The 15,431-nt window shown below is 67.3% G+C and carries 14 protein-coding genes; 6 read left to right on the forward strand and 8 right to left on the reverse strand.

The genetic code is table 11. The annotated features are described in order from the left end of the window. Nucleotides 1–165 precede the first annotated feature (165 nt). From IT355_20575 to IT355_20585, 3 genes are all read left to right on the forward strand, one after another. Nucleotides 166–1,779, forward strand: a complete 1,614-nt coding sequence (locus IT355_20575; protein ID MCC7055678.1) for a hypothetical protein — start codon at nucleotides 166–168, stop codon at nucleotides 1,777–1,779. A 137-nt stretch (nucleotides 1,780–1,916) separates the two neighbouring features. Next, the gene (locus IT355_20580; GenBank protein MCC7055679.1) at nucleotides 1,917–2,927 is read left to right on the forward strand and encodes a DNA-processing protein DprA; all 1,011 of its coding nucleotides are present in this window, start codon (nucleotides 1,917–1,919) and stop codon (nucleotides 2,925–2,927) included. Further along, the gene (locus tag IT355_20585) at nucleotides 2,905–3,648 is read left to right on the forward strand and encodes a phosphoribosyltransferase (protein MCC7055680.1); all 744 of its coding nucleotides are present in this window, start codon (nucleotides 2,905–2,907) and stop codon (nucleotides 3,646–3,648) included. Before IT355_20580 ends, IT355_20585 begins: the two co-directional genes overlap by 23 nt. Before the next feature lie 147 nt (nucleotides 3,649–3,795). Here IT355_20585 and IT355_20590 read toward each other — a convergent pair whose 3' ends face one another. Then, nucleotides 3,796–4,905 (reverse strand): ImmA/IrrE family metallo-endopeptidase, encoded by a 1,110-nt coding sequence (locus IT355_20590; GenBank protein MCC7055681.1) that lies wholly within the window; start codon nucleotides 4,903–4,905, stop codon nucleotides 3,796–3,798. Beyond that, the gene (locus tag IT355_20595; GenBank protein MCC7055682.1) at nucleotides 4,905–5,540 is read right to left on the reverse strand and encodes a hypothetical protein; all 636 of its coding nucleotides are present in this window, start codon (nucleotides 5,538–5,540) and stop codon (nucleotides 4,905–4,907) included. The genes IT355_20590 and IT355_20595 overlap by 1 nt, the downstream gene beginning before the upstream one ends. A 281-nt stretch (nucleotides 5,541–5,821) precedes the next feature. Between IT355_20595 and IT355_20600 the strand changes: the two genes are divergently transcribed. Both IT355_20600 and IT355_20605 read left to right on the forward strand, forming a co-directional pair. Continuing rightward, nucleotides 5,822–5,974 carry a hypothetical protein gene (locus tag IT355_20600; GenBank protein MCC7055683.1) on the forward strand — a complete coding sequence of 51 codons (153 nt, stop codon included), beginning with the start codon at nucleotides 5,822–5,824 and terminating at the stop codon, nucleotides 5,972–5,974. Between the two features lie 4 nt (nucleotides 5,975–5,978). Then, entirely contained in the window at nucleotides 5,979–6,437 is a 459-nt protein-coding gene (locus tag IT355_20605) for a DUF2283 domain-containing protein (protein MCC7055684.1), read from the forward strand. A gap of 156 nt (nucleotides 6,438–6,593) precedes the next feature. Here IT355_20605 and IT355_20610 read toward each other — a convergent pair whose 3' ends face one another. Both IT355_20610 and IT355_20615 read right to left on the reverse strand, forming a co-directional pair. Next, on the reverse strand, nucleotides 6,594–7,397 hold the full coding sequence (locus IT355_20610) for a hypothetical protein (protein ID MCC7055685.1): 804 nt from the start codon (nucleotides 7,395–7,397) through the stop codon (nucleotides 6,594–6,596). A 500-nt stretch (nucleotides 7,398–7,897) separates the two neighbouring features. Beyond that, entirely contained in the window at nucleotides 7,898–8,119 is a 222-nt protein-coding gene (locus tag IT355_20615) for a helix-turn-helix domain-containing protein (GenBank protein ID MCC7055686.1), read from the reverse strand. Between the two features lie 150 nt (nucleotides 8,120–8,269). On the opposite strand from IT355_20615, the gene IT355_20620 reads away from it, so the two are divergent. Then, nucleotides 8,270–8,683 carry a hypothetical protein gene (locus tag IT355_20620; protein MCC7055687.1) on the forward strand — a complete coding sequence of 138 codons (414 nt, stop codon included), beginning with the start codon at nucleotides 8,270–8,272 and terminating at the stop codon, nucleotides 8,681–8,683. A 264-nt stretch (nucleotides 8,684–8,947) separates the two neighbouring features. Here IT355_20620 and IT355_20625 read toward each other — a convergent pair whose 3' ends face one another. The 4 genes from IT355_20625 to IT355_20640 all read right to left on the reverse strand — a co-directional run bounded on the left by IT355_20625 (nucleotide 8,948) and on the right by IT355_20640 (nucleotide 15,402). Next, nucleotides 8,948–9,421, reverse strand: coding sequence for a hypothetical protein (locus tag IT355_20625; GenBank protein ID MCC7055688.1), 474 nt, complete (start codon nucleotides 9,419–9,421; stop codon nucleotides 8,948–8,950). Between the two features lie 61 nt (nucleotides 9,422–9,482). Further along, nucleotides 9,483–10,733 carry a hypothetical protein gene (locus IT355_20630; protein ID MCC7055689.1) on the reverse strand — a complete coding sequence of 417 codons (1,251 nt, stop codon included), beginning with the start codon at nucleotides 10,731–10,733 and terminating at the stop codon, nucleotides 9,483–9,485. Nucleotides 10,734–11,134: 401 nt separating this feature from the next. Then, nucleotides 11,135–14,581 carry a phage tail tape measure protein gene (locus IT355_20635; GenBank protein MCC7055690.1) on the reverse strand — a complete coding sequence of 1,149 codons (3,447 nt, stop codon included), beginning with the start codon at nucleotides 14,579–14,581 and terminating at the stop codon, nucleotides 11,135–11,137. Further along, complete coding sequence (locus IT355_20640) at nucleotides 14,581–15,402, reverse strand: hypothetical protein (protein ID MCC7055691.1); 822 nt, start codon at nucleotides 15,400–15,402, stop codon at nucleotides 14,581–14,583. Before IT355_20640 ends, IT355_20635 begins: the two co-directional genes overlap by 1 nt. Between the last annotated feature and the right edge of the window lie 29 nt (nucleotides 15,403–15,431).

The following is a 15,431-nucleotide window of genomic DNA, read 5'->3' on the forward strand; positions in this document are numbered from 1 at the left end:
GCGCTCATATCTGGCCGCTGTCGAGTCAACCACTACAGTCATCCACGTGCCAAGCGAGTTAACCGTCTCGTTTCGGAAGCGCGTTGCCGTGCTGCGCTAGATGAGCTCTCTCGCGCACTCCGGTTTCGGATCGAGTGCTTCCAGAGGCGGCGTGATCGGATCGGTGTGCCGATCTCTCGCGTCTACCATAGGTTGCGCGACCGCAGACTCTTACCGGTCAGAGTGGCTCGTTCTCACAGGCTGCGACGCGGAGTGTGCGAGATGGAAGTGATGCTCGTTGTGGCGCTTGTAGCCATGGGTGCATGGGGCTGCTGGCGTCTGATGGGTGCGAAGGCCGGCGACAAGACGGCGCGGGCCGATCCCATTCCGTCGCGCCTGCCCCGGAAGGCCGCGCAGCTTGCGCCTGATTCGGCACCGGTCGCCACGCCAGCGAGTATCCCCTTTACCATCACGGTGTCCCATGAGGCCACGGTCGAGGATGATGACCGGGCTAGTGAGGATGAGTGGGCCGCCGTGGCGTCGCAGCCGGTCCGCTGCACCGTGGATGTGGATCTCCGGTACCGTGATGCGGGTGGCACGGTCACCCGGCGACGCGTGACCGTGCAGGAGTTCGACTACGCCGCGCCGCGCTACATGTTCGCGTACTGCCACCTGCGCCGCGCGCGCCGGACGTTCTACCTGGCGCGCGTCGAGGAGGCTGTCGACCCGGAGACCGGCGAAGTCCTCGACTCCCTGCACGAATTCCTGCGCGGGAAGTACGAAACCTCTCCCGAGGTCTCGCTCGACCGGCTCTTCGCCGTGCAGCGCAACGCGATGCGGGTGCTCCTCTACGTCGGCAAGGCGGACGGTCGGCTGATGGCCGCCGAGCGCGCCATCATTCATCGTGTCGCGCGCGAGCTCACGGGCGACGACCGACTGACGGACCGCCAGATCGACAAAGTGCTCGGCGAATTCACGGCGCCGTCGAAGGCGGTGTTCCAGACGTGCATCCGGACGATGGTGAAGGAGGAAGCTCTCGAGCGGCGCTTGCTCGTGCTCCGAGGCGCGGAGGACATGGTGGCCACGCAGGCCACCGTGCATCCGGACGAACAGAGCGCGCTCGACTACATGCGCGAGAGACTGACGAAGCGCACCGACGTCGCGATCAGCGTCGCCCGTGAGCCGGTTGCCGGCCTCGGCGTGTCGCTCGAAGACCGGCAGCGCGACGCGGCGGCGCAGCTGGCGCAGCAGCGAGAGGCCTGGCGGCAGCAGGAGGAGCGGGAAGCGGCCGACGCGGCGGCTGAGGCGCTCCTCCCAACGCGCTGCGGGTACTGCTTCTTCATCACCGGGTCACGGCTGCCCGTGCCGGTGGGCGCGCCCATTGGGACACGCGCCCGGTGCGATCGCTGCGGGTTCGAGCAGGTGCTGACCGAGGACGGCGCAAAGCGGCCGGAGAAGTTCCTGATCGCGTACCGGTACCGTGGCGTGCCCGTACCCGCCGGTGTGACCGTGCCGCACGCGCTGCCCCGTGGTGGCTACGGGGAGCTCATCGGTGCGATCGAGCAGCGTCGGATCGACACGGAGGCGGCGCTGCAGGCGTTGATCGAGGCGTTCTCGGCGCGCACGATCGCGGAGCCCGCGTACTCAACCGAGAAGGCACGTATCATCCGGCAGGGCGACGAGGAAGTGGTGGGCCTGAACGCCAAGATGCAGGACGAGATCGACTCGCTCTACGCCGAGGAACACACGGCGCGGCAACGGCTGAAGGACGAGCTAGAGGCGGCCACGGCGACCGGGTGAGCCGGCCGCGCGCCGCATCGCTTGACGGCACCAGTCGACCCCCGTCCTGCGTTCGATGAGTATGGGCATGCGGATGGAGGGCGGTGCCGGCCCGTCCGCGTCTGCCTGGCAAAGCGAGGGCGACCCTTGCCCTGCCAGTGAACCGCGGCCAGTATGTGGTGTACCCCTCATTTCCCGAACACACCCCGAAGATGGTTGATTGCGCCCAGATGTCGCCTGTCGCGTGTGCCGCGGCATTGCTGACACTGGCCCGTGAGCGGGCCAGTGAGGATCTGACGCGCACCTACTCGCGGATCTGCGGGATGATCGCAGCCTATGGGGCGGCCCGGGACGTGGTACTGGCGATGCGGAGCGGGGAATTACCCGTGCCGCTGGCGCCGGAATCCCTGTTCGTGGCGGAGTTCGTCGACGCGGCCGTAGCGGCGGCGGCGCAGCTGGTGGAGGGGTGGTCCGCCGCCGGGCTGCAGGCTCACGCGATTGCGACGGTCACCTATCCGCGTCAGCTCGAGGAGATCGTGGATGCGCCGCCCATCGTCTTCCATCACGGCGCGCACGAAGCGATTCACACCTTTGGCCTGGCAGTGGTCGGCACACGCAAGGCGTCGCCCGACGGCCTGAAGCGGGCGCGCCGGGCCGCGACGGCGCTGGCGGAGAATGGCATCACCGTGGTCTCCGGCATGGCGCTGGGAATCGATACGGCGGCGCATGAGGCCACGATCGCGGCCGGCGGCGTGACGGTGGCCGTCATGGGCACCCCGATCACGAAGCGGTACCCGCGCGAGAATGCGGCGCTGGCCGACGCGATCGTGGCCGCTGGCGGCGCGCTGGTGACGGAGTATCCGCCCACGTGGACGACCCAGCGCTGGGACTTCCTGCGGCGCAACCGGACCATGTCTGGCATTGCGGCCGCGACGCTCGTCATCGAGGCATCCGAGACCTCAGGCGCGAAGTCGCAGGCGGTCGCCGCCGTCCAACATGGCCGGTTGGTGTTCTTGCCGTCCTCGCTTGTCCAGGCACACCGGTGGGCGCACGCGCTCGTGACGGACGGCGTCAATGGGGTGCGCGCGATCGAGATCAAGGACATCGACACGCTCATCGCCATGATCGTCCCTGGCGCGGGGCAGGATGTCGAGCTCGCCGTCATCTAATGCGCTGCAGAACATCGCAGCACGTCGGGCGTTTCTGCACGCGGCAACGCTCGTCGATGCGGCCTCGCAGTGCCCGCACTGCTTCGGCATCAAGTCGCCGAACTACGCGACCTGCCACGGCTGTGGCTTCCTCGACGTCGCGCCGTGGGGCCGCGCCGCGGCGTGGTACGGCACGATCGTCGTCAAGGGATCGGCGCTGTACTGGGACTTCAACAACTACAAGCGCTTCGGGCCGGCGACCCTCGGAGAGTCATGGCAGCGCGTCACATCGCTCCTCTCGCTCGCGACCTGGACGCACGCGGAGGCCATTGCCACGCACCTCGGAGGCGAACCCACGATCGTGTGCCCGGTCCCATCCTCCCGCGGCATGACGGTGGAAGCGCAACCGCTCACCGTGGCGATCCAGCACTGCGCGCTCATGAAGCACCACTTCGTCCCCGCGCTGCGAGCGCACCCCACGCTGCGGCGCGACAAGGGGCTGTTTCAGCCAGAGTACTTCGTGCCGGCGCGCGACGTTCGCGGGGAACGCATCGTCTTGGTTGAGGACCTCACGGCATCGGGGAGGACGGCGTACTCGGCGTGGTACGCCCTCCGGAGTGCCGGCGCGCAGGTCGCGATGCTCTCGATTGCGCGCCTCATGAGCCCCGACTTCCGCAATGCGGACGATGTGCTCGCACGCCTGCCGCGACCGGCATGGTTCGACCACATCCCGCCGGAATGACGCTCGCGTGACGAGGGGGCCCATGCTGTGTGCATGCGCCCCCACGCTGACATCCTCCTCGACCTGATCACCGACCAGTCGCTGAACTGCGACGACCGCTGGCGTCTGGTGGTGCCGATCCTCCGGCTCCTGCGCCGCGCCGGCTAGTCAGCGGACCAGCTTCAGCGCCGGCGGTGCAGCCATCGCGGGGAGACGGGCGGCCCACGCGTCACCGCCAGTCTGCGCCGTGAGCGGCAGCATCCCTTCGATCCTCGCTCGCACATCCGCTGCGCCGAGTATGGTTTCGCCACCGATGAACGCAAAGGTTCGATCGGCGTGACGCTGGCGAAGGTGCTGCACCAGCTGCGTGAGCACCTCGCTGTGCTCGCGCGGTGCCCCGTCGGGCTCACCGCCACGGTAGCCGTTCGCGCTGAGCTGCTGCCACAGCGCCCTGGCTGACCAGTCCGAGATGAGCTTCAGGTGTGTCATGCGCTTCAGCATGAAGGCCGCCGAGACGCGCCAGAGGCGCTTCAGTGCGATCAGATCCGCGAGCGAGTTCACGCGGGCGTCTTGGCGCCACAGCGACTCGGATGGGACGAGAAATTCCGCCGCGAAAGCCACCGCCTCTTTCTCCGCGACATCCCCACTTGGCTGCTTGTGCCGGTGCATTGTCAGATGGCCGAGCTCGTGTGCCGCATCATTTCGACCGCGCTCCGCGGACTTCGCGGTGTTGAGCAGGACCAGCGGGATCCCGTCAACCCAGGCGGACAGCGCGTCCGCCTTAAGCATGTCGACGCCCAGCGCGAAACACCGCACACCACTTGCCTCCAAGAGGTGGACGATGGAGGGCAGCGGGCCGGAGCCGAGCTGCAGCACGCGCCGCATTTCCGCCGCCGCCATGTCCGGCGACATGTCGGAGAGGTCCGGCAGGGCGACGTCAGGGAGCACGAACTTCTCTGCGATCCACTTGCCGAGCATGCTCGCGACCTCCGCCGCGGCGCAGGCGCGATCGCGGTCTCGGCGTGCGAGAGTGCGGAGCGAGCGGAAGCTCACGGTATCGGCCTCGAGGAGCGTCGGCATTGCGCCGGCGAGGAATCCCACGGGAACCGCGAGCGCCTCCGCGAGCCTGTGGATCGTCCCACCGTCCGGCGTGCGGTGCGCACCTTCCCACTGCGTGACGGCAGCGGGCGTGACGCCGATCCGGCCGGCGAGATCAGCCTTGGTCAGCCCACGCAGCTGGCGCGCCAGCGTGAGGCGACTCGGTGTGATCGCCGACACTACCGCGGCACCAGGGTAATGGGGCGCAGGCCGCCGCCGTTCGGCGTGTCGTCCGGGAAATCGAACCGGGTGGTCGTGTCGTCCTGACCGAAGCCGAAGCTGCCGAGCTGAATGCGTGAGGCCCAGCGGGTGACCTGACCGTCCGGCCCGATGGCGGCCGGCAACGCGAGTTCCATGCGCATCACCCCGAGCGCGGCATAGTGCACCAGCATGTAGAGCAGCGGACTCCGCTTCTCCTTCGGTGGTGGGGCGATGCTCGTCATCGAGAGCTGCGATCCATTGCGCGTCACCCACGAGATGGTCGCGGCCCCGCGCGGCCTGCGCGCACCCATCGCTTTCGATGGTACGCCCACGCCGGAGTCGCCCTGCACCACGGCAACCGAGATGGTGCGAGCCGGGTTCGTCAGTGCCTCCAGCGCCCCTTCAGCCGTCCAGCCCTTCGGGGCCAGATGGACGGCGAGGGCGGTCATGCCGGCGAAGTACTTGCGACTCCCCGCCTCCGACCGCACGCCAAGCGGATGCGCCGCGGCCGCACCCTCCAGCATTGCCACACCGGTGTACGCGAAGAGCTGCGCGGTGAACCCGAGCTTCGCGAGTTGAGACTCGTCTGCCGGGGAGGGTGAACTGAGACACATAGCTCGCATTGAAACCCCGTGTTAAGAATCACACAACCGACCGCGTTGTGTGGAATACTTAACACTTCTGCCGGGTTTCGCCACTGCGGCGTCACTTTGCTAAGTCTCGGGCCATGCCAAGAGGATTAACAGGCGTGCAAGTTGGCCGTGGCGGCAGCTTGAGGGCGGGGGGTGACAACCTAAACGCGAGCGTTTAGAGTTATGGCATGACGCACAGGGCCATCCGCTACTCGATCCACGCTGCCAACCGCCTGCAGTTGCGCCAGATCAGCTGAGCGACCGTGCGCCGGGCGCTGCCGGTCGGCGAGATCACGCCGGCGGGGGATGAGGGGGTGCGGCAGGCGCGGCTCCGGACGCGGCAGGGCACTCTCCTCCCACACAACAAGGAAGGGGCGACCGGGATCTACATCATCACCAGCTACTTCGAGGACTGAGGCGATGAACCTGCACCCCACGTACGACCCCGAGGCGGATGCGCTGTACGTGCGCCTCGGCGACGCGCCGCGCACCGTCGCCCGCACTCGCAGCGTGGCGCCTGGGATCCAGTTCGACGTCGATGCCGACGGCAAGCTCCTCGGAATCGAGATCCTCCGGGCGTCGACCCAGGTACACGCGGACGCCCTGACCGCCGAGGGCCCCGGCGAGGAGTGGCTCACCCTGGTCGAGGCAGGGAAGCATGCCGGTCGAAGCCCCAGCACCCTCCGCGTACTCCTGCACACGGGCAAGCTCACCGGCCGCAAGGTGGGCCGGGATTGGCAGATCGCGCGCCACGTGCTCGAGACGTACGCGGAGGCGGTCTACTGGCGCGAGCAGCGCGCGTTGCAGCGTGAGGCCGGGCTGGAGCGCACGTCGGCGAAGCGAGTCCGCACACCAGGGAAGCGCGGCCGCGCGCAGTAGGGCGCTCCATCAGGCGCCGCGGAGTCTGCGGCGCCTGATGGAGCGTGACGTCGGCGCCGGCCGACACGAGCCTCTCAGCGCCGAGCTCCGAGCAGGCCAACAGTTCTCGCGGTTCAGCACGGCGCCGAGTGTGTCGAACAGCGCACAGATTTGAGGCTAACCCTGACCGCCGTGCGGTGTGTACGAGACCGCGGGCCCGCGGTTGAGGTTGACCTCAACGACTGTGATCGATGGCGCAGAGGTCTCCTCGCACTCTCGCCGCGCTACGGCCCCCGGTTCAACGGATGGTGCTCGGCTTGGAGAGGCAAGACTGCTTGTGCCGCGCAAGTGTGCTGTGACGTCCGCGAAGTCTTCCTGCAGCGATGGCTGCTTCACCAGGTCAACTGTGCCATGGCCATCGGAGTTGAAGAACACGTCGGATCCATGTCGCCGCCAGAGCAGCGACCGGATACGGCGCGCGAGCTGGAGCGGAACGGGCGTCGACGACCGGGACTTGAGGAGCGCCGCCGCGGCGGTATCGTAGCCGTGCTCGACAATCGGGATGGCCTCTGCGAGCAGCTCGATGGCGCGGTCGATGTTCGCGAGCGCTGGCGCCAGCGCGTCAAGCTCGCGCACGGCCTCGGATCGCCGTAGCTGCTGAAGGAATGGCGCAACGGCGGCCACGGCGCTCGCGGCGACTCCTTTTGCGCGGGCGTGCGCTGCGACGGCGGCAGAATGGCGCGCGCGCGCAGCCGCGACCGCGCCCATCACGTCAGCGTCGCTCGTGTCGTCGAAGTCTGGCGAGGCAACCGCATCGGTTGCTCTCGCTTCAGCGTCGCCCACCGCGCGCAACGCACTTTCGATCAAGGCGGCGAGCCGGATCACGTCCGCCGCGGCCGCATCCGCGCGTGCCTTTGCATCCGTGTACGCGCGCTCAATTGCGTTCTGGGTCATCGAAGGAAGATCGAGGGAATCTGTCATTGAGGTACTCGGGTGTGTGGATGTACAGCCACTCCGCGCCAGCGTTAGCGCTGACGCCGAGGATTTCGCCACTCGTCTGCGGCGTCGTCTGCAGCAGGGCGCGCGCCGCGCACTCCCAGCGGGAGCACGGTGAGCGCATGTGCTGCGTCGCGGATCGTAGCTCCGCGGCTCCCTTCTGTCGCACTCGCTGTACGCATCATTGAGCGTAGCTCCTGCTGGCGCAGCCGGACGAGGAACTCTCCCGGTGACCAGCCGTGTGTGATTGCCTGGACGAGCAGCGGCGGGGGAGGCAGGCCAGCGGCAGTGAGCAGTGAGAGAATGCGCCGCCGGTCTCTGCGGATCCTGCAGGTGATGCGCTTCAACTGACGCGGAGTGAGCGTGGACACATCGATAGCGCGCAGCGCATCTCGATAGTGTTCGGGTTGCATGCTCATGATCGCCTGAAGCGGATGCGTGGATCCTCCCGGGTTGTCGGTTGTCGTGCTTAGCTCGCCAGCGTGTCAGCTGTCGGTTGGGTCGGCCTGTACGCCGGGCGTGCGCTTCGGCTGCCGAGTGACCCACCCTCGCACGTCAGCCTCTTCGTAGAGACACCGGCGGCCAACCTTGCGATACGCCGGTCCCTTCCCGGTGCTGCGCCAGCTGCGCAAGGTCTCTGCGCTGACCTGCAAGAGCTCTGCGACCGCGACATCGTCGAGCAACCCAATGCCGTTGGCTTTCCCCATACTCTCTCCAAGTACTGAAGCGTTGTCGGTTGCTGTGGAGCGAAGTGGCGCTAAGGAAAAGCGTACATCGTGAACCGTGTTTCTCAAAGACCCTGTCTCACGTGTGCGCAAAATGGCGTACGACCATCCGCGCGATAGCTTCACGCATTCGTGATCCTGCAGACCAGCGGCAAGCGCAACGCGATTGACGAGATGCGATCCTACTTCTGTCACGCCCCTCACCGGCACGCGAAGCGACCTGCGTCCGCGTGCGGTCAAATCCTGCTCTGCATGCCCTTCGAGGGCGCATTCAGCGCCACCGCGCAGCGTCTGCCGGAGAATGTCAGCAACGATCTCTGGGTTCGTTGCACGAAATGCGGCAGCTGGAATTGCTTCACGCTGCTCGAGGTCGGGCGGCCGGCTGCGTCGCCGCTCACCGCAGGGGTGACGGCTCGCGGCACACCCTCGCGTGTACCTGGCGTGGCAATGTCCGGCGCCGCCGCTCGTGGTCCGGCATACCCGCTGGTGGTCACCGCCTGCACGGCGCACGCCGGAAGCGCTCCAGGGGACCACCGCGGTCCCTGAGTGTCCCGCGGCATGAGACAACTGCGATGCAGCATCTTTAGGGCTCGCAGACGGAGAGGACGCGGACCGCCCGAGCGGCGAGGCATCCGGAAAAGGTTGGGTCCTCCCGCCCCGGGTACCCCCCCCATCAGGGATCAGGCGACCCCTGCCGTTTGTGCAGCCACACGGGGCCGTAGCTGATGCCGTGTCCGTGTCCGACTCTGGCGCGACACAAATACGCGATATCTCGCGCCAGCACTGGCGATTCCGACCTCATGAACGGCATCAAAAGCCGGACCTTCGTCCTCGAGTCGTCGCCGACTGCGTGTTCGGCAACGCGCACGCCGGGAGGCGCCGTGCGCGCTCCTGATAGCTCGCGAGCAGTGGCGGGAGCGGATCGCCCGCGCGGTCCGGGATCACGCCGAGGTGGCGGAGCACGTCCCCGACGGCGAGGAGTTCCGCGATCGCGTCCAGCATCCCTGGGGCGGTGCTCCGCACGGCCGTGCGCGTCTCAAAGAGCGCCAGCTCGTCGTCTTCGAAGTTGCGGAGGGCGGCGCATCGGGAGGCGAGCCAGAGCAGAGCCGCCGGCGATCGCTGCGCCGCACGCCAGGCGGCCGGCCACCGTTCCTGCGCATCGTCGAACCATGCCTCGAGGAGTGCCGGCACGGGGACGCGCCGCGGCAGCTGCGTTGAGACCTGCTCCAGGGCCCACTCGATCACGTGCGTCGCCTCAGCGTGCGTCGCTGGGAGCATCACCATGGCGTGCCTCCGGAGTTGGTGTCGAGCGCCTTCAAGGATGACGCGCACGGCGCGGTCTGCGTCATGCGGCGCCTTGCCTCACGACGTGGCCGAGGAGCCGCTCAGGCACCCTCGATGCTCCCTGCTCGGCATCCTCCTGGACGCCGAAGCCCGCGAGCTTCCGGCGCCCCGACTCGAACTCATAGGCAATGCCGGCGGCGACCCGCCGCGGGTCGCCCGCGTCCGCCTCATTCGCCAGCAGTTGCAACGTTGTGGCCGCGATTGCCCGGAGTCGGAGCGGGGAAACCAGCGTCGGAGTCACGTTCGCCCCGTGAAGGGCCAAAGCGACAGCGCGCGGCGCGTGCTCGCGAGGGATCAGTCCTGCCCGACCTCCTGCGCCGTCCAGGATCGAGCGAACCTCGTTGACGAGGGGTCGGTGTGCCTCAGAGCCTCTCGCACGCTGGTGCTCAGCGCAAAGGGCGTACAGCGCGCGTTCGACGTCGACACCGGTGTCGGCGCCGGCGAGCACCTCAACGAGCTGCGCCACATCCGCCTGCATCCATCCCGCCGGCGGCGCCGCAGCGGCGACGCGCTCCTCGCAGGAAATCTGGCGCCAGTCCGGCACGTTCCGCTCAGGCAGCGAGCCGACCACCGTGAGCGCCGCGGCCGCGCCGTCGGCGCGGCTGGCGGGCGCGTCGCTCACGGCAGCGCCGACCGGCGCTGCGGGAACTACACCACCCTCACCATCCAGCACTGAAGGTGCTGGTGGTGAGTGGTGTAGTTCTCCTTCCTTCCTTCCTTCCTTCTGGTGGGCAATTGGTGAGCAATTGGTGAAAGCGTTATCTGACAACACTTTGCCGCCGCCGTTTGTGTTTCGCGTTTCCTCAACTGGGACACTCTGAGTGCGCCGTGTACGTGCGCGCTTCGTCGGTGCGGCCTTCGCACGACGCTTCGCGACGGCGGAGTGTGCCGCCTTGGTCCGCTCCTCGACGATGCGATCGACCCGGCCGCGCAGGTGGAAGAGGCAGGCCGCTTCGATCGTCAGCTTGTCCTCGGTGAGCCTCCAACGGCCGGAGCCCTGCAGCTCTTTCCATACCGCCTTGGAATCGATGCCCTCTTTCGTGCAGACGAGGTGTAGCGTCTTGGCTGGCACGGTGCACGAACCGTCCTCGTTCGACCAGGCCGTATTCCGCAGGAAGCGATCGACGCCCGCGGCCACGAATGACAGGAGGCTCATCTGGGCGAGGTCGTGCGCAACGTCATGCTTCAGCCACTGATAGGCCGTCGATCGGCGCGGGGCAGGCGCCGCGCTCTCGTCACCGGACTCGCTCACGGGACCCTCCTGGCATGGGGAGTCCTCCGCACGGCGGGGGTAGGCGATCGGTACCGGCCCCGCATCACGCGGCCCGCCCCGTGCTGGTCGCCGCGGCGTCTGTCTGCAGCCGCAACACGCATGCGCGCACCCGGCACATGAGCCGGCGCCGGTGAATCTCGAGATCAGCTAGGAGCAGGACCGCCTCCGAGGCAGGGCATCGAGCATCCTCAAAGAGGTGCACGAGATCGCGCACGGCGGCGGCGTCAGCGCGAGACGTGGCGAGGTAGGCCCGTGCCGCTTCTCGGACGATCCTTGTAGATTGACGCTCTGTCATTTCACTGCCTGGTGTAGTGTCCAGCGAATAGCGCTCCGCCTTGGCCGGCGAATGGGGCGCTATTCGCGTTTCAGGAGTCTGCGAATTACCTAGAGAGCGTGGCGTTCCCTGTTACCAGCCGCTGGCGAAGCTGGCGATCCCGGAGTGCAATGTCGATCTTCGACATCAACTCTTTGCCGAGGGCATGGCCAAGTGCCGTTCCTGCGGTCGCCGCTCGGCCAGCGTCGACGCCGAGCAAGTCGGCGGTGAGGGTCAGGTTCACCACGACACTCACGGAGCCGATGCTCAGGCCGCCACCCGCGAGTAGGCCGGCAATCGCACCCGCAGACGGAGCCTGCAGACTGAATGGCGCCGGCGTCACGAACGTCGCTCGAAGCGCCGCGATGTCAGTTGCGATGCCCGCGAGGTAGGTGTTCGCGCTCCCCAGCAGTCCCGCAAGGCGTGAGCCGGTGACCTCAGTGATCGAGCGCGTCACGTTGAAGCCACCGGTCCCGGCGGCATCGCCGTCGTTCAGCTCCATCACGGAGGTGATGAAATCAATGAGCGCCTGACTCCCTTCCTGAATCGAGAGACCGCCGAACTGACCGAGCGAGACGCGCCCGTTCACGACGTCGTCGTACAGGGCGCGTGCGCGTGTGCGCGCCTCGTTCCGCCCCTCGACCGTGTCGAGATCCAGACCTGTGATCGCAGACGTCAGGGCAGGAAAGCCCGTCTTTGGATCCGTGAGCACCGCCACGCGGCGCCGGAAGATCTCAGCACCGTCCGTCACACCGTCGGCGCGCAGGGTGTCGTCGAGGCGCTGCAGACTGCCGGCGTACGAGTCGATGTAGCCGTTGAGGTCCGCTTTCATTACCAGGTCGCGGAATCCGCGCATCGATTCGTTCGTATCCGAGAGGTCGATACCCAGCGTGCCGGCCAGCGACATCACCTCGGCCACGCTCACGCCGGCGCGCGAGGCGATCAGCGCGGGCAAGTTCTCGATGGTGGCGAGCCACGGCGTATTGGCGAGCTCCGTGAAGAACGATCCGGAGAGCGTCGAGCGAATTTTCTCGGTGGTGCTCCCGGCGAGCGTGGATCCGGCCAGATCGCCGACGCGCGAAGTGAGCTGCCGCAGGGCGCTGGTATTCGCCTGCAGATCGGCCCGACGCTGCTTGTCCGCGGGGGACTCGGAGAAGAGCGATTGCGCCAGCGACGCAATGCCGCCGGCGACGCCGATGCCGATGCCGATCTTGCCCAGCGTGCCGGTGCTGCTCCCGACCTTTAAGGCGTCCTGCAGCTTCGATCCCTGCTCGGCCAAGGCGCCGATCCCTCGCAGTGCATCGACGGCCGCGCGGGGTAGGAGGCCGAGCTTGTCGCCCACAGTCGCAATCTGCTGCGCGAGATCGCCCATCAGCCCGACCTGTGACATCAGCTCACGCGATCCGTTTTCACCGAGCGGCGCCGCATCGAAGTCCTTCGGCGAGCGCGCCGTGATGATCTCGTTGAGCTGCTCCTCGTACTGCTTGCGCAAGGCGAGCGTCTGCGTGGTGTCGATCAGCACGCGGAGCTCGCGTGCGCGCGCATCGAGGATGCTCCGAGAGGTCTGCACGGCCTTTGCTGGATCGGTCTCGCCGGAGAGCTTGTCGGCGCCAACGAGCGCCGTGCGCTCTTTGCTGGCGGCAGCATCCAGCGCGGCGCGCGTGAGGCCAGACTGACGCTCCGCGGCGATCATCTCTTTCTGGAGCAGCTCGAACTGGGTGAGCTGCTTCTCGAGGGCTGCCGAAGCCTTAGGACCGAGCACGCCATCAGAGAGTCGGCTCGCGCCTTCATTTAGGGTCCGCTCCATCGCGGATTGCAGCGCGGCCGCGCTGCCCTGTGTCGCCTCGATCGCTGCGGTCTGCAGCTTCTGGGTCAGCTCCGATGCTTCGGAGACCAGGCGCTCGCTCTCGCGACGGTACTCTTCGGCGCGCCGCTTTGCCTCGGCGGCTGCGGTGCGCAGCTCCGTCGAGCTCCCGCCGGTTCCGCTTCCTTTTCCGTCGCCCTTGCCCGGCTTCTCCTCGCCACCGGCATTCGCGAGCGCGGCCTGCTCCGCACGGCGATTCCGCTCAAGCACAAGTGCCGTATCGAACGCTTCGAAGCTGCCAGGGAAGCGCTCTCCGGGCTGAGCTGTGTCATGGATGAGGCGCATCTGCTGACGCAGGAATCTGAGCTCATCGTCGGTGATACTTCGAAAGAACTCCGGGTTGTCCCGGTTGGCGCCGAACTGCGTCAGGATGCTCGCCGCGGCTCCGCGGCGCTGACGTTCCTCCATGGTCGAGAGCTGCTTGGGTCCCAAGGTGGACTGCAGAATGTCGATATCGCTCTTCAGGAACGCGGCGCCACCCTTCGCGCGATTCAGGGCACGAGCGACGCCCTCGAGCAGGGGTATCGTAGTGCGTCGGAGGAGGTCGCCGAAGTCCGTCCAGGCGCCAGTGAGCTGGTTGCGGATCAGCCGTTCTTGCGCCTCGGACGAGCCGTTGACTTTGGACAGCGCGTCGTTCGTCTCGCCGGTGGACTCGCCCATCCGCTTCAGAGCCGCGGCGGCATCGTCGCCCTTGTTCTTCATCAGACCGAGCACCGCCAGAACGCCAGTAGCGTCTGTGAAGAGCGCGTTCAGCGCTTTCTGGGATCCACCACTCCGCTCTTGGAAGTCCTGCAGGAACTTGACGAGGCCATCGCGAGCCAGCTTTGAAGCGTCGAACTCCGCGGCCAGCGCCCCGTACTTCTTCTTGAAGTCCTCTGTCGGGCGCTGAATATTGAGGATCGCCGAGCGGAGCCCCTCAAAGATCGAGGATGTGACCATGCCGCCATTCGACAGCACGGCTGTTGCGGCGGCGACCTCCTGAAGGCTTACGCCAGCCGATGCTGCCAGCGGCGCGACGAGGCCAATGCTGTGTGCGATCTGCTCGAACGTTGCTTTGCCGAGATTGACGGCGGTGAAGAGCACGTCGCTCGCCTGCCTCGTCGAGATCTGCGATTCCTTCCAAGCGTTCGTCACGGTCGTCAGGCCGTCCACGGCTGTCGTCACGCTTGTGTAGCCGGCGACGCTCGCTTCAGCGGCGGTGCGCAGGTCCGTGATTGCTTCGCTCGCAGTGCGCCCGCTGGACTGCAGCAGGTAGTTCGCTTCGGCGAGATCCTGCACGGATCCCGTCACGGGCACGGCGCTGAAGGTGTCGAGGATCGCCTGGCGCGTTGTGCTGAGGTTGCGCTGCGCGTCCGGTCCCAGCGTTGAGATCTTCGCGAGCGCCGCCTCGAAGTCGACACCGGCTCGCCTCGCGGCGAGCCCCGCACCCGTGAGCGCCGCACCGACGGCGGCGATGCCCAGCGGAACGGAGGAGAGCGCGGGTGAGAGGTTCGCGGCATCGGCCGCCATCCTCCCGAAGACCGAGCTTCGCCCCGGGAGGGCGTTCGCGACGCGTGCAAACTGCTGCAACTCGCTGTTCGAGCCACGGACGGCGCGATCAAACTGCGAGGTGTCGAGGCGCATGCGCGCCAGCAGCTCGGTGCTGCGCATCAGGCGTCATCTCCGTCAGGCTTCACCCGGAGCCGATCACTCGCGAGGTATGCCATGGAGAGCACCTTGGTGATCGAGTGCGTGACGGCGAGCTCGCGAGGATCGAGGTGGGTCTGTGCGCCGACTGCCTCGAAGAAGGCTGCCCAGGATGCGCGCTTTCCACCGTCGCGCACCGGCACAGGATCGATGAGCTCTTGGCACGCGGCCAGGCTGGCGCCAAACTGGTGCGCGGCGTGGGAGATGGCGAGCAATTCGGCCGGCGTGAGCGCCACGATGCGCTCCGGGACTATCGGCTCTGAATCCGTCGGCCTGAACGGCAAGCCCGCTCCCTCGCTTGTCCAGGTCCAGACGATCAGCTGCGTGACATAGGTCACGGCGGACGCCAGCTGAATGCCGCTGTCGATCTCGATAAGCGTCGCATCATCGCCGATCATGCGCATGAGGCGTGCGACGAGCCGGTCGAGCTGCGCGTCGAGCACCTTCAGCTGGAGCATCGTCTCGAAGCTCTTCGGGTAGACGGCGAAGCCATCGAGCCCTGAGACGGGCAGGGGCGCTTCGCGAATCGCCGCGGTCACGAGCTCATCAGCGCTCGCCTCGGCATCGTTCTGTGGCAGTGGCTTCGCGAGCCACGCGCGGAGCTGGCCGTAGTACGTCAGCCAGGCGTACGGGTCGGAGTAGTCAGCCGGCGTCGCGTCGATCAGCTGCTCGGCTGGCACGATGCGACGCCGGCGCACCTGTTCGGCGAGTGGCGCGCAGACCGCATCGAGTGTCGCGGCGCTGAGGCCTTCGGCGCTGGATTCACGCGGTTCGGTGGTGCTCATGCGGAGGTACCTCGGGGAGAAGTGTGGTC

The organism is Gemmatimonadaceae bacterium (assembly GCA_020851035.1).
Classification (GTDB): Bacteria; Gemmatimonadota; Gemmatimonadetes; order Gemmatimonadales; family Gemmatimonadaceae; genus JACMLX01.